Genomic DNA, 25,523 nt, shown 5'->3' on the forward strand with positions numbered 1-25,523 from the left:
CTGCCCACTTGTCTATTACCTGTGGAAAACTGATGCCACTGCGCCAGCGTCTCGAAAATCTCCCGGTGGGGCAAAAGCTGCTGGCCGCCCTACTGGTGCTGCTGACCACTGTATTGCTGGTGGCCAACCTGACCTTTATCAGCGCCGCCTACTGGATTTCCCAGGAAAGCATGGCGCCCCAGGCCTTGCAGGCCATCGGTCGGCTGGTGTCCAACCCGGCACTCGCCGCCGAAGCCTTGGAATCTCCAGCCAAGGCCGACGCCCTGCTCAATGAACTGACCAGCTATTCGCCGCTGCGCGCCGCCGCACTGTACGACGGCGAAGGCAACCGCCTGGCGCAGATGCAACATGGCGACCGCCTGCACTTGCCGGACAGCTACCGGCATATCGAGGCCTGGCGGGTCACTGAATTCCGCAGCAACCAGGTGATCACCCTGCCTCGCGCGGGCCAGCCATCCGGGCATTTGCTGCTGGTGGCCAGCAGTGAGCTGCCGGTGGCGTTCTACACCGGTACGCTGACCGCCAGCCTGGGTATCCTGATTTTCAGCGTACTGCTGTGGCTGGTCATCGCCCGGCAGATCAAACGCTTGATCACGCGCCCCATCCATGAGCTGGAAGAGCTGTCCCGCCAGGTCACCCGCGAAGAGAACTACGCCCTGCGCGCCGGCCGCGGCAACCGCGATGAAATCGGCAGCCTGGCCGAGGCCTTCAATACCATGCTGTCGCGTATCGAAGCCCGCGAACAGCAGCTCAAGCGCGCGCGGGACGACTCCCAGGCCGCCTATTCCCAGGCCCAGGGCCTGGCCGAGGAGACGCGCCACACCAACCGCAAGCTGGAACTGGAAGTCCAGGTGCGCAGCAAGATCGAGAAAAAACTCACCGGTTTCCAGAATTACCTGAACAGTATCATCGACTCCATGCCGTCGGCGCTGATCGCCCTGGATGAGCAGCTCTATGTCACCCAGTGGAACCAGGAAGCCAGCGCGCTTTCCGGTACGCGCCTCGACGAAGCCTTGAACCAGCCGATCTACCTCGCCTTCCAACCCCTCAAGCCATACCTGCCGCAAATCAAGGCTACCGTCGAGCAACACACGGTGGAACGCATCGAGCGGGTCACCTGGATCAAGGACGATGAGCCCAAGCATTACGCCCTGACCTTCTACCCGCTGACGGGCGGTGCCGGGCGCGGCGTGGTGATCCGCATCGATGACATCACCCAGCGCCTGTCCCTGGAAGAAATGATGGTGCAGTCGGAAAAAATGCTTTCCGTCGGCGGGCTCGCGGCCGGCATGGCCCATGAGATCAACAACCCGCTGGGAGCGATCCTGCATAACGTGCAAAACATCCGCCGCCGCTTGTCGCCCGACCTGCCCAAGAACCTGGAACAGGCCGAGCAGGTTGGCATCGACCTGGACACGGTCAACCGTTACCTGCAAAGCCGCGAAGTGCCGCAGCTGCTCGACGGCATCCAGCAAGCCGGCGCGCGGGCGGCGAAGATCGTGACCCATATGCTCAGCTTCAGCCGCCGCAGCAATCGGCAAATGGCGCCTTGCGACCTACCAGCCCTGATCGACCAGGCCGTGGAAATTGCCGGTAATGACTTCGACCTCGCCATCGGCTTCGACTTCAAGGGCCAGGCGATCATCCGCCAATTCGACCCGCAACTGGGCCCGGTGCCCGGCACCGCCAACGAGCTGGAGCAGGTGTTGCTCAACCTGCTGAAAAACGCAGCCCAGGCCATTCACCTGCGCGGGGACGATCGCGAGCCGGGACGCATCATCCTGCGCACTCGCCTTAATCCGCCCTGGGCCGAAATCCAGGTGGAAGACAACGGTATCGGCATGAGCGAAAACGTGCGCAAACGCACGTTCGAGCCATTCTTCACCACCAAGGAGATCGGCCAGGGCACCGGGCTTGGGCTGTCGGTGTCGTACTTCATCATCACCAACAACCATAAGGGCCAGATGGAGGTGCACTCCACCCTGGGCCAAGGTACCTGCTTCACCTTGCGCCTGCCCCTGGCGGGCAGCCAATTGTCCCCCGCTGAACTTACCCAACTGGAGCACTGACCATGGGCTTTCGCCTGTCGAAGATTTACACCCGTACCGGCGACCAGGGTGAAACCGGCCTCGGCGACGGTCGCCGCGTGCCCAAGGACCACCCACGGGTGGAAGCCATTGGCGAAGTCGATACGCTGAACAGTCAGTTGGGGTTGCTGCTGGCGTATCTCGAAGCACTCGGCGGGCAGCATCCAGGCTTACAGGACGTGATCGAGGTGCTTACGCCTTGCCAGCATCGATTGTTCGATCTGGGCGGCGAGTTGGCGATGCCGGAGTACAAGGCACTGAATGCAGCGGAAGTTGATCGGCTGGAAGCAGCGATTGATCGCTGGAACGAGGAAGTCGGACCGCTGGAAAACTTTATCTTGCCTGGTGGTTCAGCGCTGATTGCCCAGGCCCATGTATGCCGCAGCCTGGCGCGCAGTGCCGAGCGGCGCTGTCAGCATCTGAATGCTGTAGAGCCGTTGGAAGGGGTGGGGTTGGCGTATATCAATCGGCTGTCGGATTTGCTGTTTGTGGCGGCGCGGGTGATTGCCAAGCGCCAGGGTGTTGCAGAAGTGTTGTGGCAGGCGGCGGCGAAGCCGCACTGATGATGATTCGGTGACTGATTGGGCCTCATCGGGGTGCCCCCTCCCACATGTTGATCACATTCCAAAGTTGGAACTCGGTCGAATGTGGGAGGGGGCTTGCCCCCGATAGGGCCCTTCAGAGCACCATCAAAGCTCAGGCCAGAACGCCCGAATCCCTGCGACACCTTGAGCGCCGGCTTCCCACGCCTGCTCCCGCTGCGCAGGCCCAACCCCGCCTAACAGAAACACCGGTTTGCTGAACCCACGGATCAACTCTGCCGCCAGTTCCCAGCCCAACGGTTGGGCATCAGGATGGGTCTGGGTCGGCTGCACGGGCGACAGCGTGACAAAATCCACGTCCATCATTTCCGCCAGCGCCAGTTCTTCGGCGTTGTGGCAGGAAGCCGCCAGCCAACGATCCTTGGGCAGCGGGCGGCCCTTGCTCGCGTATTTGCGCAGTTGCGCGGCGGTCATGTGCCAGCCGGCCGCCGGAAAATCCCCCAGCCATTCAAACGGCCCCTTGAGCATCAACTGCGCCTTACCGGCGCACAGCCCCACTGCGTCCACCGCAAGGTCACGGTACTTGGGGTCATAACCGTTGGGGGCACGCAACTGAACCAGTTTGACGCCACCGGCAATGGCTTTCTGGATACCACGCAACAATGTCGGGGTTTCCAGCTCGCCCGGGGTGATCAGGTATTCGGCGGGCAGGCGTGCGGCAGCAACGATCGGCGCATTGGCTGCCGGAAACTCATAGTTGAGCAAATCCCGTTGGGCCACCCACGCCAGCGGCTGCCCTTCAGCACCATGGGGCTCGCCGGTAAAGGCCGAGACTTCCCAGACATCCAGCAACACCTGCTTGTCCGGGTAGTCATGCTGCACCTTGATCAGTGGCCGCGCCGTGGTGACCTGGATACCCAGCTCTTCCTGCAACTCGCGGGACAGCGCGGTGGCGACCGACTCGTCGGCCTCCACCTTGCCGCCAGGAAACTCCCAGAGACCGCCCTGATGCTGGGTATCGGCGCGGCGCGCCAGCAGGATCCTGCCATCGACGCCGCGGATCACCGCTGCTGCTACATGCACTCGTTTCACGCCACTGTCTCCCTTACAAGCTTTGAGCTGCCCTTTGCAGGAGCGAGCCTACTCGCGAAAAACGCCCAGGCACCGCGTGCATCCAGAATGTCCGCGTTATCGTTGACGTTCTTCACGAGCAAGCTCGCGCCTACAAGGTAACGTTCGTTTTCAGGTGCGGTATTCCGCATTGATCTTCACGTATTCGTGGGACAGGTCGGTGGTCCAGATGGTTTCGCTGCAGTTACCACGCCCCAGTTCGATGCGGATGGTGATTTCTTCCTGCTGCATCACCGCCGAGCCCTGGGCTTCGGTGTAGGTCTCGGCGCGCGCGCCACCGCTGGCGATGCATACGTCGCCGAGGAACACGTCGATCTTGCTCACATCCAGGTCCGGCACGCCGGCACGACCGACGGCGGCGAGGATACGCCCCCAGTTCGGGTCGGAGGCGAACAGTGCGGTCTTGATCAGTGGCGAATGGGCCACGGTATAACCGACATCCAGGCATTCCTGGTGGTTGCCGCCGCCGTTGACTTCAACCGTGACGAACTTGGTTGCGCCTTCGCCGTCACGCACGATGGCCTGGGCCACGTCCATGCACACTTCGAACACCGCCTGCTTCAATGCAGTAAACAGAGGCCCGTTGGCTTCGGTGATTTGCGGCAGGTTGGCTTGGCCAGTGGCGATCAGCATGCAGCAATCGTTGGTGGAGGTATCGCCATCAATGGTGATGCGGTTGAACGACTTGTTGGCGCCATCCAGGATCAGGCGTTGCAGCACATCGCGGGAAACTTTGGCGTCGGTGGCAATGTAGCCGAGCATGGTGGCCATGTTCGGGCGAATCATGCCCGCACCTTTGCTGATGCCGGTCACGGTGACCGTCACGCCTTCGTGCACGAATTGGCGGCTCGCACCTTTGGGCAGGGTGTCGGTGGTCATGATGCCAGTGGCGGCGGCCGCCCAGTTATCCACAGACAGGTCATCCAACGCGGCTTGCAGGGCCGCTTCGATTTTTTCCACGGGCAGCGGCTCGCCGATCACGCCGGTGGAGTACGGCAGTACCTGGCTGGCGTCCACGCCGGTCAGTTGCGCCAGCTTGGCGCAAGTGCGGGCGGCGGCGACCAGGCCAGGTTCACCGGTGCCGGCGTTGGCATTGCCAGTGTTGGTCAACAGGTAACGAATCGGGCCGGCCACGCGCTGCTTGGCCAGGATCACCGGCGCGGCGCAGAAGGCGTTGAGGGTGAACACACCAGCGACGGTCGAGCCTTCGGCACAGCGCATCACCACCACATCCTTGCGCCCCGGGCGTTTGATGCCGGCCGAAGCGATACCGAGTTCAAAACCGGCAACCGGGTGCAAAGTGGGCAAAGGACCAAGACCAACAGCCATGAATGCGCTCCTTAAAAATAGGTGATGTCTGTGCCGTCGCGTTCGACGGTAGGAATTAATGGCAAAACGCCGCGACGGCTGATGCCGGTCGCGGCGCGGGGTGTTGCAGCGTCAGGCGAAAATCTTAGTTGATTTCGCCGTGGCAGTGTTTGTACTTCTTGCCCGAACCGCACCAGCACAGCTCGTTACGGCCCAGCTTCTGCTCGTTGCGCACGGGGGTCTGGGCCAGGGCCACATCGACCTCCTCGCCCAACACCTCAGGAGCCTCGAGACCTGGCGCTTCGTCATGCTGGAATTGCATGCGCGCAGCCAAGGCCTCGGCTTCCTGGCGCAGGCGAGCTTCTTCCTCGACCGGATCTTCGCGACGCACCTGGACGTGGGACAACACGCGAATCGAATCGCGCTTGATCGAATCCAGCAGCTCGGAGAACAGCGTGAACGACTCGCGCTTGTACTCCTGCTTAGGGTTCTTCTGGGCATAGCCACGCAGGTGGATGCCATGACGCAGGTGGTCCATGGTCGACAGGTGGTCTTTCCACAGGTCATCCAGCACGCGCAGTACGATTTGTTTTTCGAAAGTACGCAGGGCTTCGGCGCTCGCCTGCTCTTCTTTCTCGTTGTACGCGGCCAGCAGCTCGGTCATGAGCTTCTCGCGCAGGGTTTCCTCGTACAGGTGGTCGTCTTCGTCGAGCCATTGCTGGACCGGCAAGTCAACACCGAAGTCGCTCTTCAACGCAGCTTCCAGACCGGCAACATCCCACTGCTCAGGCAGGGACTGTGGCGGAATGTGCGCGCTGACGGTGGCGTTGAGCACGTCCTGGCGGAAATCGGCAATGGTCTCGCCAATGTTGTCGGCGGCCAGCAACGTGTTACGCATGTGATAGATCACTTTACGCTGTTCGTTGTTGACGTCATCGAACTCGAGCAGTTGCTTACGAATGTCGAAGTTACGACCTTCTACCTTGCGCTGGGCCTTCTCGATGGCGTTGGTCACCATGCGGTGCTCGATCGCTTCACCGGACTGCATGCCCAGGGCCTTCATGAAGTTCTTCACCCGATCCGAGGCGAAGATACGCATCAGGCTGTCTTCCAGCGACAGGTAGAAACGGCTGGAACCGGCGTCACCCTGACGACCGGCACGACCACGCAGCTGGTTGTCGATACGGCGCGACTCGTGGCGCTCGGAAGCGATCACCTGCAGGCCACCGGACTCCAGCACCGCCTGGTGGCGTTTCTGCCAGTCGGCCTTGATCTGGGCGATCTGCTCAGGGGTCGGGTTGTCCAGGGACGCAACTTCCACTTCCCAGTTGCCGCCCAACAGGATGTCGGTACCACGACCGGCCATGTTGGTGGCGATGGTCAGCGCGCCTGGGCGGCCGGCCTGGGCGATGATCTCGGCTTCTTTTTCGTGGAACTTGGCGTTGAGGACCTTGTGCTCGATGCCTTCCTTGTTGAGCAGGTTGGACACATGCTCGGAAGTCTCGATGGTGGCGGTACCCACCAGGATCGGACGACCCTGGGCCATGCCGTCCTTGATGTCATTGATGATCGCCGCGTATTTCTCTTCGGCGGTCAGGAACACCAGGTCGTTGAAGTCTTTACGCGCCAATGGCTTGTTCGGCGGAATGACCACCACCGACAGACCGTAGATCTGGTGGAACTCGAACGCTTCGGTGTCGGCGGTACCGGTCATGCCGGACAGCTTGTTGTACAGACGGAAGTAGTTCTGGAAAGTCGTGGACGCCAACGTCTGGCTTTCAGCCTGGATGTTGAGCATTTCCTTGGCTTCGATGGCCTGGTGCAGGCCTTCGGACAGACGACGACCCGGCATGGTACGGCCGGTGTGTTCGTCAACCAGTACGACCTGGCCGTCCTGGACGATGTATTCGACGTTGCGATGGAACAGCTTGTGGGCGCGCAGGCCAGCATACACGTGGGTCAACAGGCCCAGGTTGTGTGCCGAGTACAGGCTTTCGCCCTCGGCCAGCAGGCCGATCTGGGTCAGCATGTCTTCGACGAACTGGTGGCCGGCTTCGTTGAGTTCGACCTGGCGGGTCTTCTCGTCGATGGTGAAGTGACCTTCTTTGGTCACCACGCCTTCCACTTCCTCGATGTGCTGCTCCAGGCGCGGGATCAACTTGTTGATCTCGGTGTACAGGCGCGAGCTGTCTTCGGCCTGGCCGGAGATGATCAGCGGGGTACGGGCTTCGTCGATGAGGATGGAGTCGACTTCGTCGATGACGGCAAAGTTGAGTTCACGCTGGAATTTTTCTTCCATGCTGAACGCCATGTTGTCGCGCAGGTAGTCGAAGCCGAATTCGTTGTTGGTACCGTAGGTGATGTCGGCAGCGTAGGCCGCGCGTTTTTCTTCCGGCGGTTGGAACGGCGTCACGACACCGACGGTCAGGCCGAGGAATTCATACAGCGGGCGCATCCAGTTGGCGTCCCGGCGGGCCAGGTAGTCGTTCACCGTCACAACATGCACGCCCTTGCCGGACAGTGCGTTGAGGTAAACACCCAGGGTCGCCACCAGGGTCTTGCCTTCACCGGTACGCATTTCGGCAATCATGCCTTCATGCAAGGTCATGCCGCCGATCAACTGGACGTCGAAGTGGCGCATGCCCATGACGCGCTTACCGGCTTCACGGGCAACCGCAAAGGCTTCGGGGAGCAGCTTGTCGAGGGTTTCACCTTTGGCTATGCGGGCCTTGAACTCTTCGGTCTTGGCGCGCAATTGCTCGTCCGAAAGGGCAACCATCTGCTCTTCGAAGGCATTGACCAGCTGCACCGTCTTGAGCATGCGTTTGACTTCGCGCTCATTCTTGCTTCCAAAAAGTTTCTTTAACAAAGGCGCAAACATATCGGCAGGTTCTTCCACACATAGGGATGGAGGGCGCACCGTGAGTGGCCCGAGCAGCCCTCACGGCCGCATGCGAACGCGCATTCTACCCGGAATCGTGGGTGAGGAAAGTGGCGTTGTTCCCCGATGCTGGCATGGTGCTGTGAGAGGGCTTGTTTAAAATAAGGGCTTTTGCTGGAACTTCAACCCATGGAGCCCAGAAGTTATCTATTGATTTCACGGGTAAAGCCTCGCCAATGCATTGCCTGGGGGTGCCTGGGCGGATTCTGCTAAGATGGCCGCTCTGTTACTTTAGGTGTCTAATCATGGCATTTCGCCCTCTTACAGCCCGCGCGCCCAGCGTGTTGCTTCGCGAAGCCAAGCCGTTGAAAGCCATCTTCGGCCATGCGCAACGCTTGGGCCATTTGCAACGCCTGCTTGAAACCCAGCTGCAACCTGCCGCGCGGGAACACTGTCATGTGGCCTCCTGGCGCGAAGGCAACCTGCTGCTAATTGTCACAGATGGCCATTGGGCGACACGCCTGCGCTATCAGCAAAAACGCCTGCAACGGCAATTGATGGCCTTCGATGAGTTCGCCAGCCTGACGCGGATCCAGTTCAAGGTGCAGCCGCCGACCGTGCAGCAAGGCGCGGTCGGGCACACAATCAATTTATCGGTGAACGCGGCCGAGACCATTCAAGCCACGGCCGACGGCATCAGCGACCCGGGCTTGCGCGCGGCACTGGAGCGCCTGGCCGCGCATGCCAAGCCCAAGCCCTGATCCGTTATTTGCGCTTGCTCCCCCCCAGTAAAGACCCCAACAAGCCCCGCACCAATTGCCGTCCCATCTGATTGGCGGCTTGCTGCATGGCGGACTTGAGCGCCTTGCCCGCCGCGGTCCCCAGGAACGCACCGGCCTTATCGGTAAAGCTCGGCTCCTGGGCTGCAGGCGTGGACGCCTCGGCAGGCCCCAATTCCTTGCGCGCCATCAGTACTTCATAGGCCGACTCTCGATCAATCGGCTTGTCATAACGGCCTTGCAACGGCGAACTGGCGACCAAGGCGGCACGTTCACCGTCACTGAGCGGCCCGATCCGCGATTGTGGCGGTGCGACCAACACGCGCTGGACGACTTCCGGTGTGCCTTTTTCCTGCAAGGTGCCCACCAATGCCTCGCCCGTACCCAACTCCGTCAGGACCGCCAAGGCATCGAACGCCGGGTTGGGGCGAAAGCCGTCCGCCACCGCTCGCAGGGATTTCTGCTCCTTAGTGGTGAACGCACGCAACCCATGCTGGATACGCAGGCCCAGTTGCGCCAGCACCGCATCAGGCAAATCGCCAGGGGATTGGGTGACGAAATACACCCCCACCCCCTTGGAGCGAATCAATCGAACCACTTGTTCCAGGCGGTCCTGCAAGGCCTTGGGCGTGTCGGCGAATAATAAGTGGGCCTCGTCAAAAAACAGCGCCAGCAGCGGTTTGTCCGCATCGCCGCGCTCCGGCAGTTGCTCAAACAACTCAGCGAGCAGCCACAGCAGAAAGGTCGCATAGACCTTCGGCGCGTCATGCACCAGGCGGCTGGCGTCCAGCAAGTGGATGCGTCCGCGTCCGTCGCTGGCAGGCTGCAAAATATCCTCAAGCTGCAGGGCCGGCTCGCCAAACAAGGCTTCGGCCCCCTGCTGCTCCAGCACCGCCAGGCGCCGCAACAATGCCTGGCTGGAACCCGTGGTCATCAGCGCGGCATCTTCCCCCAGCAGTTCCGGGTGATAGCGCAGGTGGTTGAGCAGTGCCTTGAGGTCCTTGAGGTCCAGCAGCAACAGGCCTTCGCGATCTGCCACCTTGAATGCCGCGTAGAGCGCCGACTGCTGGCTGTCCGTCAACTCCAGCAGGCTGCCGAGCAACAGCGGGCCCATTTCGCTGATAGTGGTGCGCAAGGGATGACCAGACTGGCCATGAATGTCCCACAGCGTGACCGGATACGCTTTGCTCGTGTAATGAAGAAAGGGCATGCCGGCGATGCGTTCGGCCACCTTGCCCTGCGGGTTCGCCGCAGCGCCCAGGCCACAGAGGTCACCCTTTATATCGGCGGCAAATACCGCCACGCCCGCATCACTGAACGCTTCGGCCAGGCGTTGCAGCGTGACGGTCTTGCCCGTGCCGGTGGCGCCAGCAATCAACCCGTGGCGGTTGGCCAGGCGCATGGCCTGGGCGATGGGCTGGTCGTCGGGACCGGCACCAATAAGGAGTTGCGAGGAATCAGGCATTTCGTCACCTATGGTTAATCTTTCGTGCCGCCAGTCGATACAGGCAGATGTGAGACCCACAAAGTCTAAAAATAGGTCAGATAGTTCCTACAGGGACCCACAGAGCTATCGCCAAGAAGTATCACACCTTTTTTGACACTGCCATTTTGCGCCTCCCACAAGGACGCGCTTCGGATATAAAGACCTTAGCGGACCCTTCAAGCCATGAATAAAAATCTGCGTTTCAGCCATAAAATCCTGCTTGCAGCCTCCCTTATCGTCATTGCCGCCTTCGCGCTGTTTACCCTCTACAACGACTACCTGCAACGCAATGCGATTCGCGACGACCTGAATAACTACCTGCATGAAATGGGCGATGTCACCGCCAGCAACATTCAAACCTGGCTCACCGGGCGCATTGCGCTGGTGGAAAACGCTGCGCAAAACATCGCCATCAATCCCGAACCAAGCGTGGTTGCCAGCCTGCTGGAACAGAAAGCCCTGACCTCTGCATTCATGGCGACCTACGTGGGCGACAGCAAAGGCGCCTTCACCATCCGTCCCGACACCAAGATGCCGGACGGCTTCGACCCGCGCGTTCGCCCCTGGTACAAAGGCGCCCAGAACAGCAACGGTTCGACCCTGACCGAACCCTACATCGATGCCGCAACCGGGCAATTGATCATCTCCATCGCCACCCCCAGCGCCAAGGGCAGCCAGAGCATCGGCGTGGTCGGCGGCGACCTGAGCCTGCAAACCCTGGTGGACAACATCGCAGCCTTGAACTTCGGCGGCATGGGCTATGCGTTCCTGGTCAGCGCCGACGGCAAAGTGTTGGTGCACCCGGACAAAAACCTGGTGATGAAGACCCTGGCGGACGTCTACCCGACACACACACCCAAAATCAGCGGTGATTTCAGTGAGGTCCAAGCCAATGGCAAAGACAACATCGTGACCTTCACGCCAATCAAAGGGCTGCCATCGGTGAACTGGTACCTGGGTATTTCGGTGGATAAAGACAAATCCTTCGCCATGCTCAGCGAATTCCGTACCTCGGCCGTCATCGCTACCGTCATTGCCGTGGTGATCATCATCGCCCTGCTGGGCATGCTGATTCGCGTCTTGATGCAACCGCTGCACGTGATGACCCGTGCCATGCAGGACATCGCCGACGGTGAGGGTGACCTGACCCGCCGGCTGACCATCCAGAACCACGACGAGTTCGGCATCCTGGGGAATGCGTTCAACCGCTTCGTGGAACGCATTCATACATCGATTCGCGAAGTGTCCTCGGCCACCGAGCACGTCAACGAAGTGGCCCTGCGGGTGGTCAGCGCCTCCAACTCGTCAATGGTCAACTCCGACGAGCAGGCCAACCGTACCAACAGCGTTGCCGCCGCCATCAACGAGCTAGGGGCCGCGGCCCAGGAAATCGCCCGCAACGCTGCGCAAGCATCCAACCAGGCCAGCGATGCGCGGCAGTTGGCCGAAGACGGTCAACAGGTGGTTGATCGCAACATCAAGGCGATGACCCAGCTGTCCGCGATGATCAGCACTTCAAGCAGCAATATCGAAGCACTTAACAGCAAGACGGTGAATATCGGCCAGATTCTTGAGGTAATCACCAGTATTTCCCAGCAAACCAACCTGCTGGCACTCAACGCCGCCATTGAAGCGGCGCGTGCCGGGGAAGCCGGACGCGGGTTTGCGGTGGTCGCCGATGAGGTGCGCAACCTCGCGCATCGCACCCAAGAGTCGGCGCAGCAGGTGCAGACCATGATCGAGGAGCTGCAAATCGGCGCCCGAGACTCGGTCAGCACCATGAGCGAAAGCCAGCGCCACAGCCTCGACAGTGTGGAAATCGCCAACCTGGCCGGCGAACGCTTGAACAGCGTGACCCAGCGCATCGGTGAGATCGACGGGATGAACCAGTCCGTCGCCACCGCCACCGAGGAGCAGACGTCGGTCGTGGAGTCGATCAACATGGACATCACCGAGATCAATACGCTTAACCAGGAAGGCGTGGAAAACCTGCAATCAACCCTGCGCGCGTGCTCGGACCTGGAACAGCAGGCGGCGCGGCTGAAGCAACTGGTGGGTAGTTTCCGCATCTGACAGGCAGCCCTCTCGCTCGCGATAGCGCAGCATCAGTCGGTGACGTATTGACTGAACCACGGCTATCGCGAGTGAACCCGCTCCCACACTGACGCTGTTCAAACTCGATCGCACCGTGCATCCCCAATCTCGATCGAACATCTATCCTTACCTCAGGTCCACGTTAGGAGAGCAACGGATAGGAGGGATGTTCATCGTGCACATTGCGGACATAACCATGTTCTACGCCCCTGCCAGCGGTGGCGTACGCACTTATCTCGACGCCAAGCATCGGCGTCTGGCGCTCAAGCCCGGCATTCGCCACAGCCTGTTGATCCCCGGTGCGCACTTGAGCGAACAGGATGGGATCTTCAAGGTGCCGGCGCCTGCCCTGCCCTTCGGCAAAGGCTATCGCTTCCCCCTTCGGCTCGCGCCCTGGCGAAATGTCCTGCATGACTTACAGCCCGATCTGATCGAAGTTGGCGATCCCTACCTGACCGCCTGGGCGGCACTGGATGCGCGGCGCCAGCTGGATGTGCCGGTCATCGGCTTCTACCATTCCGATTTACCGCTGCTGGTGAGCAACCGCATGGGGCCTTGGTTTACCCCTAATGTCGAGGCGTATGTCAGCAAGCTCTACGGCAATTTCGATCGGGTATTGGCGCCGAGCCAAGTGATGGCCGACAAGCTCATCGGGCTTGGGGTCAGGAATGTGTTCGTGCAGCCGCTGGGTGTCGACCTGCAGACCTTCACGCCGGCCGTGCGCGACCCCGGCTTGCGCGCCGAACTGGGGATTGATGAAGACACCCGCCTGCTGATCTTCGCCGGGCGAGGTTCCAAGGAAAAAAACCTGCCGGTGCTGCTCAAGTGCATGAAGCGCCTGGGGGATGGCTACCACTTACTGTTAGTGGGCTCTGGCATGCCGGCCAGCGTACCGGACAACGTCACGGTGATCGATGGGTTCCGCCCCGCCCTCCATGTCGCCCGGTTGATGGCCAGTGCCGACGCGCTGCTGCATGCCGGAGACCAGGAAACCTTCGGCCTGGTGATCCTGGAGGCCATGGCCTGCGGTATCCCGGTCGTTGCCGTGGCGGCCGGTGCGTTCACTGAGATTGTCGACGAGCGCTGCGGCCTGCTCTGCGCGCCCAACCACCCCAAAGCGATGGCCGATGCCGTGCGCGAGTTGTTCGGCACCGATAGTCGGCGCCTGGGGGAGCAGGCACGACGCCATGTCGAACAGCATTACGCCTGGGACACGGTGGTCGATAGCCTGCTGGGTCATTACTACGCGGTGCTGGGCCGCCACAAACCGATGCTCGCCCATGGTTGAGCGCTCGGTTTTACTGGTGCTGCACGATGTCGCGCCGCACACCTGGACCGACTATCGCCCATTCGTCGAAGCTGTCGACGCCTTGGGCGCCGTGCCGATGACCTGGCTGGTGGTGCCGGACTTTCATCATCGTGACGCCCTGGCCGCCCACACTGATTTCCGACGGTTGCTCGACACCCGCGTCGCCAAGGGCGATGAACTGACGTTGCACGGCTACTACCATTGCGACGATCAACCGCCACCGCGCTCGCCAAAAGAGTGGTTCATGCGCCGGGTCTATACCCATGAAGGCGAGTTCTACCAACTGCCCCAGGTCCAGGCCTTGCAGCGTATTACCGATGGCATCGAGGTGTTCCGACGCAATGGCTGGCCGCTGCAGGGTTTCGTCGCCCCTGCCTGGCTGATGAGCCAGGGCACTCGCCAGGCACTACGCCAATTACCCCTGAGCTACACCAGCGACCCGCAGCACCTGTATCGCCTGCCCGACTTCACCGCGCTCAATGCGCCGGGGCTGGTGTGGAGCGCGCGCAGCGCCTGGCGCCGTGGCTTGTCCAAAGTCCTCAGCGACCGACGTGAGCAACACTGGCAAACAGCCCCGGTCATTCGCCTGGGGTTACACCCGGTGGACATGCGCCATGAGTTTTCCCGCCGTTATTGGCTGGACACCCTGCAACGCCTGTTGAACGCCGGACGCACCCCACTGACCAAGGCCGCGTGGCTGGCGATGCAACCGTGAGCCGATTGATCTGGCTGTTGCTCGCCCTACTGGTCGCGCTGGTGATTCCCGTGGGATTGGGGGGCAGCGAAACCATAACGCGCCTTCGGCAATTCCCCTTGCCGCTGCTGTTGCTGATGTTTGTCATGATTGTCCTGTGCTGGCTGATCAACAGCCTGCGCATCCGCTTATTGCTGGGCATGCACCGTGGCCGGTTGGGGCGACTTAAATGCCTTGGGGTGGTGATCTCGACTGAGTTCGCCATGTGCGCCACACCCGGTGGCAGCGGTGGGCCGCTGACCTTGATGGCCTTGCTGGCACGCCACGGTATACGCCCGGCCCACGGCAGCGCGGTATTCGCCATGGACCAGTTGAGCGACTTGCTGTTTTTTCTTTGTGCGCTGGTGGGGATCGCGTTGTACGCGCTGTTCCACAGCCTCAATCCACGCCTGGAATGGTTGCTGGGGCTCAGCGCCGTATCGATGACCGGGGGCGTTGTCAGTTGCCTGCTCATGGTGCGATTTCATCGGCGCCTGATTCGCCTGATAGGCCTGGCACTCAAGGCCCTAAAGGTTCGGGCCACGACACGGCAGCGCTGGGCACGCCGGCTGCTGCATTTTCTAGCGGCATTCAGTGACACGCTGAAACTGCCTTGGCACACACTGGTGGCAGTGTTCGCGCTGACCAGTCTGCATTGGCTATTGCGTTACAGCGTGCTGTACCTGGCGCTACGCGGGCTGGGCGGCGATGTGCAGTGGGCCTGGAGCTTCCTGATCCAGATGCTGTCTTTGACGGCGGGGCAATTCAGCCTGTTACCGGGCGGTGCCGGCGCGGCGGAACTGACGTCGGCGGCCTTGCTGGCGCCCATGGTGGGCAAATCCACCGCCGCGGCGGCGATTTTGATCTGGCGGGCGGTGACCTATTACTTCTATCTGTTGGCCGGTGGGCCGGTGTTTGTGCTGATGGTTGGCAAACCACTGCTCAAGCGTCTTTTTCAGGGTAAGCAGGTTGCTCCTGCAACTGCTCCCATAACTGGACAGCCCCTGGGAAGTCCGTACCATCCTCGGCATCCAGCGCATCCGGGTCATAGCGACTCAGACACCCCTCGCCCAACGTAGCGGGCGCCTTGGATGTGGCTTTATCGAGCGGGTCGGTCATGGGCTTGTCCTCTTATGCCGATCAATAAAAAGGGCCTGCGACGATTTAACGCCCAGGCCCTTCTTTGTTCAATCAAAACACGATGATCAGAACACGACCGTCTTGTTGCCGTGCACCAGCACGCGGTCTTCCAAGTGATAACGCAGGCCACGGGCCAGCACCATCTTCTCGACGTCGCGGCCGAAACGCACCATGTCTTCAATGCTGTCGCTATGGCTGACACGCACCACGTCCTGCTCAATGATCGGGCCGGCGTCCAGTTCCTCGGTCACGTAGTGGCAGGTTGCGCCAATCAACTTCACACCACGCAGGGAAGCCTGGTGATAAGGCTTGGCACCGACGAACGACGGCAGGAAGCTGTGGTGGATATTGATGACCTTGCCGGCGTATTCGCGGCACAGGTCCGGTGGCAGGATCTGCATATAGCGCGCCAGTACCACCACATCAGCGTCATGCTGCTTGACCAGGCGGGAGACCTCGGCGAACGCGGGCTCCTTGTCCTGTGGGTTGACCGGTACGTGGTAGTACGGGATGCCATGCCACTCGACCATGCTGCGCAGGTCGTCATGGTTGGAGATCACACAGGCAATCTCACAGTCCAGTTCATCGCTGTGCCAGCGGTGCAGCAAGTCAGCCAGGCAGTGGGATTCGCGGCTGGCCATCAGCACCACGCGTTTTTTCTGCTCGGTGTCGGTGATGCGCCAGGTCATCGAAAACTCTTCGGCGATCGGCGCAAACGCCTCACGAAAAGCTTCAAGACCAAAGGGCAGCGTATCGGCACGAATTTCGTGACGCATGAAGAACCAACCGCTGAGATTGTCCGAGTGATGGCTCGCCTCGGTGATCCAGCCGTTGTGGGAAGCCAGAAAGTTACTGACTTTGGCAACGATGCCAACCCGGTCCGGGCAAGCTATCACCAGCCGAAAAGTGCGCATTAGGGGGGAACTCCAGAACTTCGCAAAGGCCGCTATTCTAGCGATTACGCAGAAAAACTGTAGTATTCCTTGAGGCTTATTCTGACAGCCCGGCCTGGCCACAGCCCTTAATAGCGTAAGGTTTTAGCACTGCTATATGAAGATGCATGGGCAAGCACGTGCAGTTGCGAGGGAAATTAACGAGATTATCTATAGCCGCACCCTCTACTAATTAACTCAATTGCATCGCTTTGCCACAAACATTCAAAGTAATTCACATAAATGCATTCTTAAATGTTTACTTGATGAAATTGCCTGACTATTATTGGGCCACTATCCCTGTCAATCAGCGCTCTACATAAGGTAGTCCACATGTCTCTGATCAACGAATACCGTGCCACCGAAGAAGCTATCAAAGAACTGCAAGCCCGTTTGAAGAACCTGTCCCAAGACGACAAGCTGCAAACCGAGCTGGAATTCGAAGGCAAACTGCGCACCCTGATGGGCGAATACTCCAAATCCCTGCGTGACATCATTGCGCTGCTGGATCCAGAATCGAAAGTTAAAGCACCACGTGGCGCCGTAAAAACTACCGGCACCAAGCGTGCTCGTAAGGTCAAGCAATACAAAAACCCACACAACGGCGAAGTGATTGAAACCAAAGGCGGCAATCACAAGACGCTGAAAGAGTGGAAAGCCAAGTGGGGCGCTGACGTGGTTGAAGGTTGGGCTACCCTGCTGGGCTAAGCCTTGCCAGGCTTGCGCCTGATACGCGACACATTAAAAACGCCAGCTTGCTGGCGTTTTTTATTGCCTGCAGATTCTGCAATTAGCTGACTACAGCTTCAAGCGCGCCGCTAATGCATTGGCAAACTCCTGCCATTGATCGAGCACCTGGCATTGAAACGGCGTAGCACTAACAGCCAACTCCTGGCGCGCCTGATTAAATGCTTCCAGGGTATTGGGGGCGCCCCATTGTGGATCGCTCAAACGTTGCTGACAGAAGAATTGCCAGCGTTGCTGCTCCTCACTGTTCAAGGTGTCAGGAAAGTTACGCGCTCGGTAGCGGAATAATAATTCCGGCAAACGCTGATCATCAAATGGCCACTGCTGGCTCGCTAATTGCGCAGGCTCTGCCGCTCGCACTTGCTCGCATAAACGACGATCACGATCACCGATAAAACCATCGTAGAGCTGCTGCTCCGGGTCGGTCACCGGTGCAAACTCTTCATCCGCGTAAATCGCCGCCAACTTGTCGCGCCAAACTTCCTGTGCGTCAGTTAGCCGCAGCGCACGCGCCTGATAAGCGTCCATATCCAATTGCAGCCGCGCACGGTCTTGGGCACGCAGCACGTTCAACGGTGCGACCACTGGACAGCGGTTGATATGCAACAACTTGAGCGGCACCGGCAACTCGCCTTCGGCCAGTTCATCACGGCGAGTATAGAGGCGTTGGCGCAAGGTCTCGGCGTCCACGTCCAACAGGCCCTGCGGGTCGAGCCCGAGGTCGCAGACGATCAGCGCATTGCGATTGCGCGGGTGCCAAGCCAGGGGCAATACAACCCCCAGATAATGGCGTTCGGCAGAAAAACGCCCGGAGATATGCACCATCGGTTGCAGCAGGCGCACCTGGTCCATCACCCGCTGCTTGCTGCGCAGCTGGAACAGCCAGTCGTACAACTTGGGCTGTTTCTCGCGCACCAGCCGGGCCAGGGCAATGGTGGCGCGCACATCGGACAAGGCATCATGGGCCTGGCCATGCTCGATGCCATTGGTCTCGGTCAAACGCTCAAGCTTGAGCGTGACACGCCCATCCTGCTGGGGCCAGGTGATCCCTTCCGGGCGCAGCGCATAGGCGGTTCGCACCACATCGATCAAATCCCAGCGACTGTTCCCGCCCTGCCATTCACGCGCATAGGGGTCGAAAAAGTTGCGATAGAGGCTGTAGCGCGTCATCTCATCGTCAAAGCGCAGGGTGTTGTAACCAGCGCCACAGGTGCCGGGGGCCGCCAGTTCTGCATGCACCCGAGTCATGAAGTCGGCTTCGGCCAAGCCCTTTTGCGCCAGGATGCCCGGGGTAATGCCGGTAATGGCGCAGGCCGCCGGGTGAGGCAGGATATCGTCACTGGGTCGGCAATACAGGTTGACCGGTGCGCCAACCTCATTGAGGTCGAGGTCAGTGCGGATACCCGCTACCTGAAGGGGGCGATCGCTGCGCGGGTTGATGCCGGTGGTTTCATAGTCGTACCAGAAAATGGAGGTCACGGGCTGTTCCTGTGCTGAAGATCGACAAAGTCTAGGCGCTGCAAGGCGTTCGGGGCCAGCGCTACCTTAACGGTACAAACACCCAGAAAAACCTTGAATGGTTGCTTCCACCGCCGACACTGCTAGCATCCGTGTCTTCCAACTGCCCTGCACTGCCAAGGATCGCGATGCCATCAGCCCCATTGGATACCCGTTACCAGATCGAGACCCCGGAGGGCATCGACCTGCCCTTGCGCCCGGCCGGCCTGCTGCCACGCGCGCTGGCCTTTGCCTTCGACCTGGGCGTGCGCGGGCTGTTCATGGGCATCCTGCTGGTGCCTTTGGCCCTGCTCGGCAATATCGGCATAGGCCTGGGTTCGCTGCTGCTGTTCCTGGTCAGTTGGTGGTACATGGTGCTGTTTGAAGTTCTCAACCAGGGCTGCTCCCCCGGCAAGCAAGTCATGGGCCTGCGCGTGGTACAGGACGACGGCACGCCTGTTGGCTGGTCCGCTTCGCTTATCCGCAACCTGCTGCGCTTTGTCGACATGCTGCCTTTCGGTTACTTTCTCGGCGCCATCAGTTGCCTGCAACATCCTCATTTCAAACGACTGGGCGACCTGGCCGGCGGCACGCTGGTGATCTACCGTGAACACCCCCTGGCTCGTCCACAGGTGCCCCCGGCGGCGGCCCTGCGCCTGCCCTTCGCCCTGGAGCTCAGCGAACAACGTGCGATCCTGGGTTTCGCGGAACGCCAGGGCCAACTGTCGGCTGAGCGGGTACACGAACTGGCCTCAATCCTTGCAACGCCCCTGCAAGTATCCCCGGCTCGCGCCGTGGAGCAGCTCAATGGCGTGGCGCGTGGCTTACTGGGGCCGACATGAAGCAGAGCCTGTTCGAAAGTCGTCATCAAGCACAATGGCAAGCCTTCGCCGAGCAACTGAAGCAGTTGGAGCAAGGCAACGCCAAGGCCGGTGATGTGGCCGACTTCCCTCATCAATATCGACGCTTGTGCCAACATCTCGCCCTGGCCCAGGAGCGTGGCTACAGCAGCTACCTGGTGGACCCGTTGCAACAGCTGGCACTGCGCGGCCACCAACAGTTGTACCGCCATCGCAGCCAGTTGGGGGCTAACCTGTTGAGTTTCGTCCTGGCCGACTTCCCTCGGCTGGTGCGTGAACAATGGCGTTTCGTATTGATCGCCAGCCTGCTGTTTTTCGGCAGCCTGGTGGGTATCGCGCTGCTGGTGTACCTGTTCCCCGAGCTGATCTACAGCATCGTCAGCCCCCAGCAGGTGGCCGAGATGCAAAGCATGTACGACCCCGATGCCAGTCGCCTGGGCCGCGTCGCCGACCGCGCCTCCAGTGAAGACTGGATGATGTTCGGCTACTACGTGATGCATAACATCGGCATCGCCTTCCAGACCTTTGCCGCCGGCTTGCTGTTCGGGCTGGGCAGCGTGTTTTTCCTGATTTTCAACGGCCTGATCATCGGTGCCGTCTCCGGGCACCTCACTGAAATCGGTTATGGCCAGACTTTCTGGTCATTTGTCATCGGCCATGGCGCATTCGAACTCAGCGCCATTGCCCTGGCCGGCGCGGCGGGCTTGCAGTTGGGCTGGGCGCTGATCGCTCCCGGCCGGTTGACCCGTGGCGAGGCCCTGCGGCTGGCAGCGCACAAAAGCGTGCAGATGCTCTGCGGTGTCATGGCCTTCCTGCTGATCGCAGCCTTTATCGAAGCCTACTGGTCATCCATTACCTCGGTCGCTCACTGGGTGAAATACCTGGTTGGTGCCGGGCTCTGGCTACTGGTGGCCGCCTACCTGATCCTTGCCGGACGGACTCATCATGCGCCTGAGTGATGCCAGCGTCGTGATTCGTCCCCGTACGACCTGGGAAGCCATGGACCTTGGCGTATTAATGGCCCGGGAACACCGCCTGTTGTTAATGGCCAGTTGGGCCATCGTCACCCTCCCGGTGTTCATCCTGTTGACCGCACTACTGTGGCAATCCCCGTCCACGGCCATATTCCTGTTCTGGTGGTTAAAGCCCGCCTTCGACCGCCTGCCATTGCATATCCTGTCCAAAACCTTGTTTGGCGAGACGCCCAGCCTCAAGCAGGCCGTGCGCCAATGGCCGCGACTGCTCAAGGGCCAGTTGCTGGCCAGCCTGACCTGGCGGCGGTTCAGCCTGAGCCGCAGCTTTGTGATGCCGGTTAGCCAACTCGAAGGCCTGGATGGCCCGGCACGCCAAAAACGCCTGGGTGTATTGCAGCAACACAACGCCGGGGCCGCACGCTGGTTGACCATCCTAGGCGTGCATCTGGAGATTGGTCTCTGGTTTGGCTGCATGGCGCTGTTCTATCTATTGATTCCACAGCAGCTTGAACTGGCCTGGGACTGGCAACGCCTGGCGCTGGCGGGCGATTCAGAAGGACTATGGCTGGAGCACCTGGGCAACGCCTTCTATGCGCTGATCCTGGTGTTCTGGGAACCGATCTACATCGCTTGCGGCTTCAGCCTCTATCTCAACCGCCGCACCGTGCTGGAGGCCTGGGACCTGGAGCTGGTATTCCGCCGCCTGCGCCAACGCTTGAGCAGTGTCGCGCCATTGCTGTTGCTGGTGGCCGGGCTGATGTTGCTGCCGTTCAGCCCACAGGCCCTGGCAGACAACGCCATATCACCCAAGCCACTGACGCCCCAGGCCTCCAGCCAATCGATCAAGGCGCTGCTGGACGTGCCCCCCTTCAAGAACCCGGAAACCGTCACCCACTACCGTTTTGGCGAGGATAAACCCGTCGTCAAAAACAAAGAGCACGGAGACGGCAAGCTGCCGGCCTGGCTCCAGGCGCTGCTGGACAATCTCAACAGCGACACCTTCAAGCCCGTCGCCCAAGCCCTGGAAGTGCTGCTATGGAGCTTGCTGGCAGGTAGCGTGGCCTTGCTGATCTGGCGCTATCGTGATTGGCTGCGCACGTTTGTCAGCCGGCAAGTGCCACCCAAGCCTGAAATCACCAGGCCGGTGCCGTCGCAATTATTCGGCCTGGAACTGGCCACCGAAACCTTGCCAGACGATATCGCCGCTACCGCCGAACAACTCTGGGCCACCCAACCACGGGAAGCCCTTGGCCTGCTGTATCGCGGCCTGCTCAGTCGGTTATTGCACGACTTCGACCTGCCGCTGAAAAGCGCAGACACCGAGGGCCAGGTCCTGGCTCGCATTCATCAGTTGCAACAACCGCAACTGCTGGCCTTCAGCGATGATCTGACCCGTCATTGGCAGAACCTCGCCTATGGTCATCGCCTCCCACCGGCCTTGGCACAACAGCAACTGTGCCGAGATTGGCGCGCCCTGTTCAACGCGGGGGCCGCATGATGAAACAACCGTTATTGTGGGTGGGGCTGCTGCTGGCATGCCTGTTGGGAGCGGGCGGCTTGTACGCGTGGCAGAAGGCTATCCCGTATGAGCAAGTAGTGGATCGCGGTCCATCGCCGGAGGCGCTGGCCAATCCCTACCTGGCAGCCGAGCATTTCCTGCGCCAGCAAGGCCTGTCGGTGGGGCATGCCAACGGCCTTGATCGGCTTGACGACTTGCCAGCCAAGGGCCACAGCCTGTTGTTGCTAGGTGAGCGCAGCAACATGACCCCACGCCAGGTGGATCAACTGCTGGCGTGGGCCAGGTCCGGCGGGCACCTGCTGGTGGTCGCCGAAGCACTGTGGGATGAAGAGACCGGTAAGAGCGGTGACTGGCTGCTCGATCGCCTGCACATCCACCAGACATTGAGCGATGACCCTGAAGCCCCCTCCCCGGCCCCCAAGAAGAAAACGCCGGACCTGACCAAGCTCTATATCGACAATGAAACCGCTCCGGCCTATTTCAGCTTCGATACCGACTTCAATCTCACCGACCCCAGGCATGTCGCGCAGTTTTCCGCCAACAGCGCCAGGTCCAGCCACCTGATGCAACTCGACCTCGGGCAAGGCAATGTGACGGTGGTCACTGACAGCGACCTGTGGAACAACGCGAACATCGGCAAGCACGATAACGCCTGGCTGCTGTGGTACCTGAACCAGGGCACTGACGTGACCTTGCTGTTCAACAGCGACGTGGACGATCTGTTCACCCTGCTGCTGCGCCATTTCCCCCAGGCCCTGGTCGCACTCGCCGCGCTGCTCATCCTGGCACTTTGGCACGCCGGCATGCGCCAGGGGCCGATCCAGGCGCCCGCCCCCAAGGCTCGCCGACAATTGCAGGAGCACTTGAAGGCCAGCGCCGATTTCCTCATGCGGCGCAACGGCCAAGGCACGCTGCTCCGTGCCTTGCAGCGCGATATCCTGCGCGCCGCCCGGCACCGCCACCCCGGTTTTGAACACCTCGACACCGAAGAACAGTGGCGGGTCCTTGAACACCTGACACGCCAACCCTCCCACGTCATCAATCAGGCCCTCGGCCCACTTTCGGCAAAACGGCTTTCCAGCGCCGATTTCAGCCGTCAGGTGGCATGCCTGCAAACTCTCAGGAATGCCCTATGAGCGACTTTCCAACGGCCACGGCCCTGACCAGCGAAACCCTGCAACTCGCCAGCCAGCAGGCCCAGTCCCTGCGCATTGAACTGCGCAAGGCGGTCATCGGTCAGGATCAGGTAATCGATGACGTACTCACTGCGCTGATCGCCGGTGGCCATGTGCTGCTTGAAGGCGTACCCGGGCTGGGCAAGACCCTGCTGGTGCGGGCCCTGGCCCGTTGCTTTGGCGGCGATTTCGCACGTATCCAGTTCACGCCGGACCTGATGCCCAGCGATGTCACCGGCCATGCCGTGTACGACCTGCACACCGAACAATTCAAACTGCGCAAGGGGCCGCTGTTTACCCACTTGCTGCTGGCCGATGAAATCAACCGCGCGCCAGCCAAGACCCAGGCAGCGCTGCTCGAAGCCATGCAGGAACGCCAAGTCACCCTTGAGGGCGAGGCCTTGCCGATCGGCCAGCCGTTCATGGTGTTGGCGACCCAGAACCCCATCGAGCAGGAAGGCACCTACCCGCTGCCCGAGGCCGAACTGGATCGCTTCATGCTCAAGGTACGCATGGACTATCCCGACTCCCGGCAGGAACTGGACATGGTGCGCGAAGTCACGCGTTCGTCCCGGGCCGACATGCTGGATGTCCAACCGCTGCGAGTCGTGCTGCAAGCCGGGGATGTACTGAAGTTGCAGCAGATAGCCAGTGAGCTGGCGCTGGACGAGCAAGTGCTGGACTACGCCGTGCGCCTGGCCCGGGCCACCCGCAGTTGGCCGGGGCTGACCATCGGTGCAGGTCCGCGCGCCTCCATTGCCCTGGTACGCTGTGCCCGTGCCCGAGCTCTGCTGCGCGGGGGCGAGTTCGTCACCCCGGACGACATCAAGGGCTGCGCCTTGGCGGTGCTGCGCCACCGGGTTCGTATCGCTCCCGAACTGGATATCGACGGACTGGAGGTGGACCAGGTGCTCAAGCAACTGCTGGACCAGATTCCGGCGCCTCGCCAATGAGCCGTCCATGAAGCCGACTCGTCTGCTGTTGAGCTGGCTCGGCGTGCTGCTGGGCTTGAATATCCTGCTGGGTACGGCGGCAGCGTTGCAGCTCAAGCTACCCACCAGCCTGCATTCAGTCGCCTGGGGCCTGCTGCTGGCGCTGTTGCTGCTGGCACTACTGGACGCAGCTCGCCTGCACCGCCGCCCCTCCGTGCGGGTACAACGGCAGATGCCAGGCAGCCTGGCGCTGGGCCGCTGGGGAGAAGTACGCCTGAAACTCGAACATGATTACCCACAGCCGCTGACCGTACAGGTGTTCGATCACGTCCCCGACGGCTTGAGTGTGGAGAATATGCCCCAGTCCATCGAACTGCGCCCGGGCGAATGCAGTGAATTGGGCTATCGCCTACGCCCTTTGCGGCGCGGCCATTTCAGTTTCAGTCAATGCGAGATACAGCTGCCCAGCCCCTTGGGGCTGTGGGCCGCACGACGCTTTACCCAAGCCAGCGATGCCACCCGCGTCTACCCGGATTTCGCCCGCCTGTATGGCGCCCAGCTATTGGGTGTGGATAACTGGCTGAGCCAACTGGGAGTGCGTCAACGCCAGCGACGGGGGTTGGGCCTGGAGTTTCACCAGTTGCGCGAGTTCCGCGAGGGCGACAGCCTGCGGCAGATCGACTGGAAGGCCACCGCGCGCCAACGCACGCCGATTGCCCGGGAATACCAGGACGAGCGCGACCAGCAGATCGTGTTCATGCTCGATTGTGGCCGACGCATGCGCAGCCAGGATGCCGAACTGTCCCACTTCGATCACGCACTCAACGCCTGCCTGCTGCTCAGTTATGTCGCCTTGCGCCAGGGCGATGCGGTGGGCCTGTGTACCTTTGCCTGCGACCAGCCGCGCTACCTGGCCCCCGTCAAGGGCACCGGCCAGTTGAACCTGTTGCTCAACGCCGTATACGACCTGGACACCACCCGACGCACAGCCGATTACGAGGCCGCAGCCAGTCAGTTACTGGCGCGGCAAAAACGTCGGGCATTGGTCATTGTGGTGACCAACCTGCGGGATGAGGACGATGAGGCATTACTGACAGCGGTCAAGCGCATCGGCCGACAGCACCGGGTGATGGTCGCCAGCCTGCGCGAAGACGTACTCGACCAATTGCGCCAGTCGCCGGTGCAAACCCTGCCCGAAGCGCTGGCCTACAGCGGCACCGTCGACTACCTGAATAAAAGGGACGAACTGCACGAACGCTTGAGCGCCCATGGGTTGTCGGTACTGGATACACCACCCTCAGGGCTGGGGCCGGCCTTGGTGACACGTTACCTGGGCTGGAAAAAAGCCGGCGTCCTGTGAAGGTCACACACGCCCCAACGTGGATAGCCCGACCTAA

At 60.9% G+C, this 25,523-nt stretch carries 20 protein-coding genes; 14 read left to right on the top strand and 6 right to left on the bottom strand.

Translation table 11 applies throughout. From position 1 onward, the window contains the following. Window positions 1-32: 32 nt before the first annotated feature. Both P2T68_RS29945 and P2T68_RS29950 read left to right on the top strand, forming a co-directional pair. Complete coding sequence (locus P2T68_RS29945) at window positions 33-2,069, top strand: ATP-binding protein (RefSeq protein WP_024077157.1); 2,037 nt, start codon at window positions 33-35, stop codon at window positions 2,067-2,069. A gap of 2 nt (window positions 2,070-2,071) precedes the next feature. Then, window positions 2,072-2,650, top strand: a complete 579-nt coding sequence (locus tag P2T68_RS29950; RefSeq protein WP_024077158.1) for a cob(I)yrinic acid a,c-diamide adenosyltransferase — start codon at window positions 2,072-2,074, stop codon at window positions 2,648-2,650. 126 nt (window positions 2,651-2,776) lie between these two features. On the opposite strand, the gene P2T68_RS29955 is transcribed toward P2T68_RS29950, so the two are convergent. The 3 genes from P2T68_RS29955 to secA all read right to left on the bottom strand — a co-directional run bounded on the left by P2T68_RS29955 (window position 2,777) and on the right by secA (window position 7,949). Then, window positions 2,777-3,721, bottom strand: a complete 945-nt coding sequence (locus tag P2T68_RS29955) for a Nudix family hydrolase (RefSeq protein ID WP_024077159.1) — start codon at window positions 3,719-3,721, stop codon at window positions 2,777-2,779. A gap of 150 nt (window positions 3,722-3,871) precedes the next feature. Next, the gene (argJ, locus tag P2T68_RS29960; RefSeq protein WP_024077160.1) at window positions 3,872-5,089 is read right to left on the bottom strand and encodes a bifunctional glutamate N-acetyltransferase/amino-acid acetyltransferase ArgJ; all 1,218 of its coding nucleotides are present in this window, start codon (window positions 5,087-5,089) and stop codon (window positions 3,872-3,874) included. Window positions 5,090-5,213: 124 nt separating this feature from the next. After that, the gene (gene secA / locus P2T68_RS29965; protein WP_024077161.1) at window positions 5,214-7,949 is read right to left on the bottom strand and encodes a preprotein translocase subunit SecA; all 2,736 of its coding nucleotides are present in this window, start codon (window positions 7,947-7,949) and stop codon (window positions 5,214-5,216) included. Window positions 7,950-8,254: 305 nt separating this feature from the next. On the opposite strand from secA, the gene P2T68_RS29970 reads away from it, so the two are divergent. After that, window positions 8,255-8,710 carry a DciA family protein gene (locus tag P2T68_RS29970; protein ID WP_024077162.1) on the top strand — a complete coding sequence of 152 codons (456 nt, stop codon included), beginning with the start codon at window positions 8,255-8,257 and terminating at the stop codon, window positions 8,708-8,710. Between the two features lie 4 nt (window positions 8,711-8,714). On the opposite strand, the gene P2T68_RS29975 is transcribed toward P2T68_RS29970, so the two are convergent. Further along, window positions 8,715-10,193, bottom strand: coding sequence for a helicase HerA-like domain-containing protein (locus P2T68_RS29975; RefSeq protein ID WP_024077163.1), 1,479 nt, complete (start codon window positions 10,191-10,193; stop codon window positions 8,715-8,717). 204 nt (window positions 10,194-10,397) lie between these two features. Here P2T68_RS29975 and P2T68_RS29980 point away from each other — a divergent pair, with 204 nt between their 5' ends. The 4 genes from P2T68_RS29980 to P2T68_RS29995 all read left to right on the top strand — a co-directional run bounded on the left by P2T68_RS29980 (window position 10,398) and on the right by P2T68_RS29995 (window position 15,429). Beyond that, complete coding sequence (locus P2T68_RS29980) at window positions 10,398-12,287, top strand: methyl-accepting chemotaxis protein (protein WP_024077164.1); 1,890 nt, start codon at window positions 10,398-10,400, stop codon at window positions 12,285-12,287. Window positions 12,288-12,474: 187 nt separating this feature from the next. Continuing rightward, a complete protein-coding gene (locus P2T68_RS29985) occupies window positions 12,475-13,596 on the top strand; it encodes a glycosyltransferase family 1 protein (protein WP_024077165.1) in 1,122 nt (373 codons plus the stop codon). Next, entirely contained in the window at window positions 13,589-14,332 is a 744-nt protein-coding gene (locus P2T68_RS29990) for a DUF2334 domain-containing protein (protein WP_024077166.1), read from the top strand. The genes P2T68_RS29985 and P2T68_RS29990 overlap by 8 nt, the downstream gene beginning before the upstream one ends. Continuing rightward, window positions 14,329-15,429 (top strand): lysylphosphatidylglycerol synthase transmembrane domain-containing protein, encoded by a 1,101-nt coding sequence (locus P2T68_RS29995; protein WP_277378666.1) that lies wholly within the window; start codon window positions 14,329-14,331, stop codon window positions 15,427-15,429. Before P2T68_RS29990 ends, P2T68_RS29995 begins: the two co-directional genes overlap by 4 nt. Before the next feature lie 126 nt (window positions 15,430-15,555). On the opposite strand, the gene purU is transcribed toward P2T68_RS29995, so the two are convergent. Continuing rightward, the gene (gene purU, locus P2T68_RS30000; protein ID WP_024077168.1) at window positions 15,556-16,404 is read right to left on the bottom strand and encodes a formyltetrahydrofolate deformylase; all 849 of its coding nucleotides are present in this window, start codon (window positions 16,402-16,404) and stop codon (window positions 15,556-15,558) included. A gap of 351 nt (window positions 16,405-16,755) precedes the next feature. Here purU and mvaT point away from each other — a divergent pair, with 351 nt between their 5' ends. Continuing rightward, on the top strand, window positions 16,756-17,130 hold the full coding sequence (mvaT, locus tag P2T68_RS30005) for a histone-like nucleoid-structuring protein MvaT (protein ID WP_024077169.1): 375 nt from the start codon (window positions 16,756-16,758) through the stop codon (window positions 17,128-17,130). 90 nt (window positions 17,131-17,220) lie between these two features. Here the strand turns inward: mvaT and sbcB are convergent, their stop codons facing one another. Next, entirely contained in the window at window positions 17,221-18,648 is a 1,428-nt protein-coding gene (sbcB, locus tag P2T68_RS30010) for an exodeoxyribonuclease I (RefSeq protein WP_102623798.1), read from the bottom strand. A 167-nt stretch (window positions 18,649-18,815) separates the two neighbouring features. On the opposite strand from sbcB, the gene P2T68_RS30015 reads away from it, so the two are divergent. From P2T68_RS30015 to P2T68_RS30040, 6 genes are read left to right on the top strand one after another with little or no spacing between them, the layout of a single operon-like run. Beyond that, entirely contained in the window at window positions 18,816-19,508 is a 693-nt protein-coding gene (locus P2T68_RS30015; protein ID WP_041161009.1) for an RDD family protein, read from the top strand. Beyond that, window positions 19,505-20,485, top strand: a complete 981-nt coding sequence (locus P2T68_RS30020; protein WP_069076921.1) for a stage II sporulation protein M — start codon at window positions 19,505-19,507, stop codon at window positions 20,483-20,485. Before P2T68_RS30015 ends, P2T68_RS30020 begins: the two co-directional genes overlap by 4 nt. Next, window positions 20,472-21,998: a DUF4129 domain-containing protein gene (locus P2T68_RS30025; protein ID WP_102623800.1), complete on the top strand. Its 1,527-nt coding sequence runs from the start codon at window positions 20,472-20,474 to the stop codon at window positions 21,996-21,998. The genes P2T68_RS30020 and P2T68_RS30025 overlap by 14 nt, the downstream gene beginning before the upstream one ends. After that, window positions 21,998-23,155 carry a DUF4350 domain-containing protein gene (locus P2T68_RS30030; protein ID WP_277379780.1) on the top strand — a complete coding sequence of 386 codons (1,158 nt, stop codon included), beginning with the start codon at window positions 21,998-22,000 and terminating at the stop codon, window positions 23,153-23,155. The genes P2T68_RS30025 and P2T68_RS30030 overlap by 1 nt, the downstream gene beginning before the upstream one ends. Then, the gene (locus P2T68_RS30035) at window positions 23,152-24,147 is read left to right on the top strand and encodes a MoxR family ATPase (protein WP_277378669.1); all 996 of its coding nucleotides are present in this window, start codon (window positions 23,152-23,154) and stop codon (window positions 24,145-24,147) included. The genes P2T68_RS30030 and P2T68_RS30035 overlap by 4 nt, the downstream gene beginning before the upstream one ends. A gap of 7 nt (window positions 24,148-24,154) precedes the next feature. After that, window positions 24,155-25,486 carry a DUF58 domain-containing protein gene (locus P2T68_RS30040; RefSeq protein ID WP_024077176.1) on the top strand — a complete coding sequence of 444 codons (1,332 nt, stop codon included), beginning with the start codon at window positions 24,155-24,157 and terminating at the stop codon, window positions 25,484-25,486. Window positions 25,487-25,523: the final 37 nt, after the last annotated feature.

Origin of the sequence: Pseudomonas sp. G11 (assembly GCF_029457515.1) — a bacterium.
Classification (GTDB): Bacteria; Pseudomonadota; Gammaproteobacteria; order Pseudomonadales; family Pseudomonadaceae; genus Aquipseudomonas; species Aquipseudomonas gorinensis.

Excerpts from the sequence above, each read along its gene's own strand:
- P2T68_RS29945 (WP_024077157.1), top strand. The coding sequence starts at position 33 with ATGCCACTGCGCCAGCGTCTCGAAAATCTCCCGGTGGGGCAAAAGCTG.
- P2T68_RS29950 (WP_024077158.1), top strand. The coding sequence starts at position 2,072 with ATGGGCTTTCGCCTGTCGAAGATTTACACCCGTACCGGCGACCAGGGT.
- argJ (WP_024077160.1), bottom strand. The coding sequence starts at position 5,089 with ATGGCTGTTGGTCTTGGTCCTTTGCCCACTTTGCACCCGGTTGCCGGT.
- secA (WP_024077161.1), bottom strand. The coding sequence starts at position 7,949 with ATGTTTGCGCCTTTGTTAAAGAAACTTTTTGGAAGCAAGAATGAGCGC.
- P2T68_RS29970 (WP_024077162.1), top strand. The coding sequence starts at position 8,255 with ATGGCATTTCGCCCTCTTACAGCCCGCGCGCCCAGCGTGTTGCTTCGC.
- P2T68_RS29975 (WP_024077163.1), bottom strand. The coding sequence starts at position 10,193 with ATGCCTGATTCCTCGCAACTCCTTATTGGTGCCGGTCCCGACGACCAG.
- P2T68_RS29980 (WP_024077164.1), top strand. The coding sequence starts at position 10,398 with ATGAATAAAAATCTGCGTTTCAGCCATAAAATCCTGCTTGCAGCCTCC.
- P2T68_RS29985 (WP_024077165.1), top strand. The coding sequence starts at position 12,475 with ATGTTCATCGTGCACATTGCGGACATAACCATGTTCTACGCCCCTGCC.
- P2T68_RS29990 (WP_024077166.1), top strand. The coding sequence starts at position 13,589 with ATGGTTGAGCGCTCGGTTTTACTGGTGCTGCACGATGTCGCGCCGCAC.
- purU (WP_024077168.1), bottom strand. The coding sequence starts at position 16,404 with ATGCGCACTTTTCGGCTGGTGATAGCTTGCCCGGACCGGGTTGGCATC.
- mvaT (WP_024077169.1), top strand. The coding sequence starts at position 16,756 with ATGTCTCTGATCAACGAATACCGTGCCACCGAAGAAGCTATCAAAGAA.
- P2T68_RS30015 (WP_041161009.1), top strand. The coding sequence starts at position 18,816 with ATGCCATCAGCCCCATTGGATACCCGTTACCAGATCGAGACCCCGGAG.
- P2T68_RS30020 (WP_069076921.1), top strand. The coding sequence starts at position 19,505 with ATGAAGCAGAGCCTGTTCGAAAGTCGTCATCAAGCACAATGGCAAGCC.
- P2T68_RS30025 (WP_102623800.1), top strand. The coding sequence starts at position 20,472 with ATGCGCCTGAGTGATGCCAGCGTCGTGATTCGTCCCCGTACGACCTGG.
- P2T68_RS30030 (WP_277379780.1), top strand. The coding sequence starts at position 21,998 with ATGAAACAACCGTTATTGTGGGTGGGGCTGCTGCTGGCATGCCTGTTG.
- P2T68_RS30035 (WP_277378669.1), top strand. The coding sequence starts at position 23,152 with ATGAGCGACTTTCCAACGGCCACGGCCCTGACCAGCGAAACCCTGCAA.
- P2T68_RS30040 (WP_024077176.1), top strand. The coding sequence starts at position 24,155 with ATGAAGCCGACTCGTCTGCTGTTGAGCTGGCTCGGCGTGCTGCTGGGC.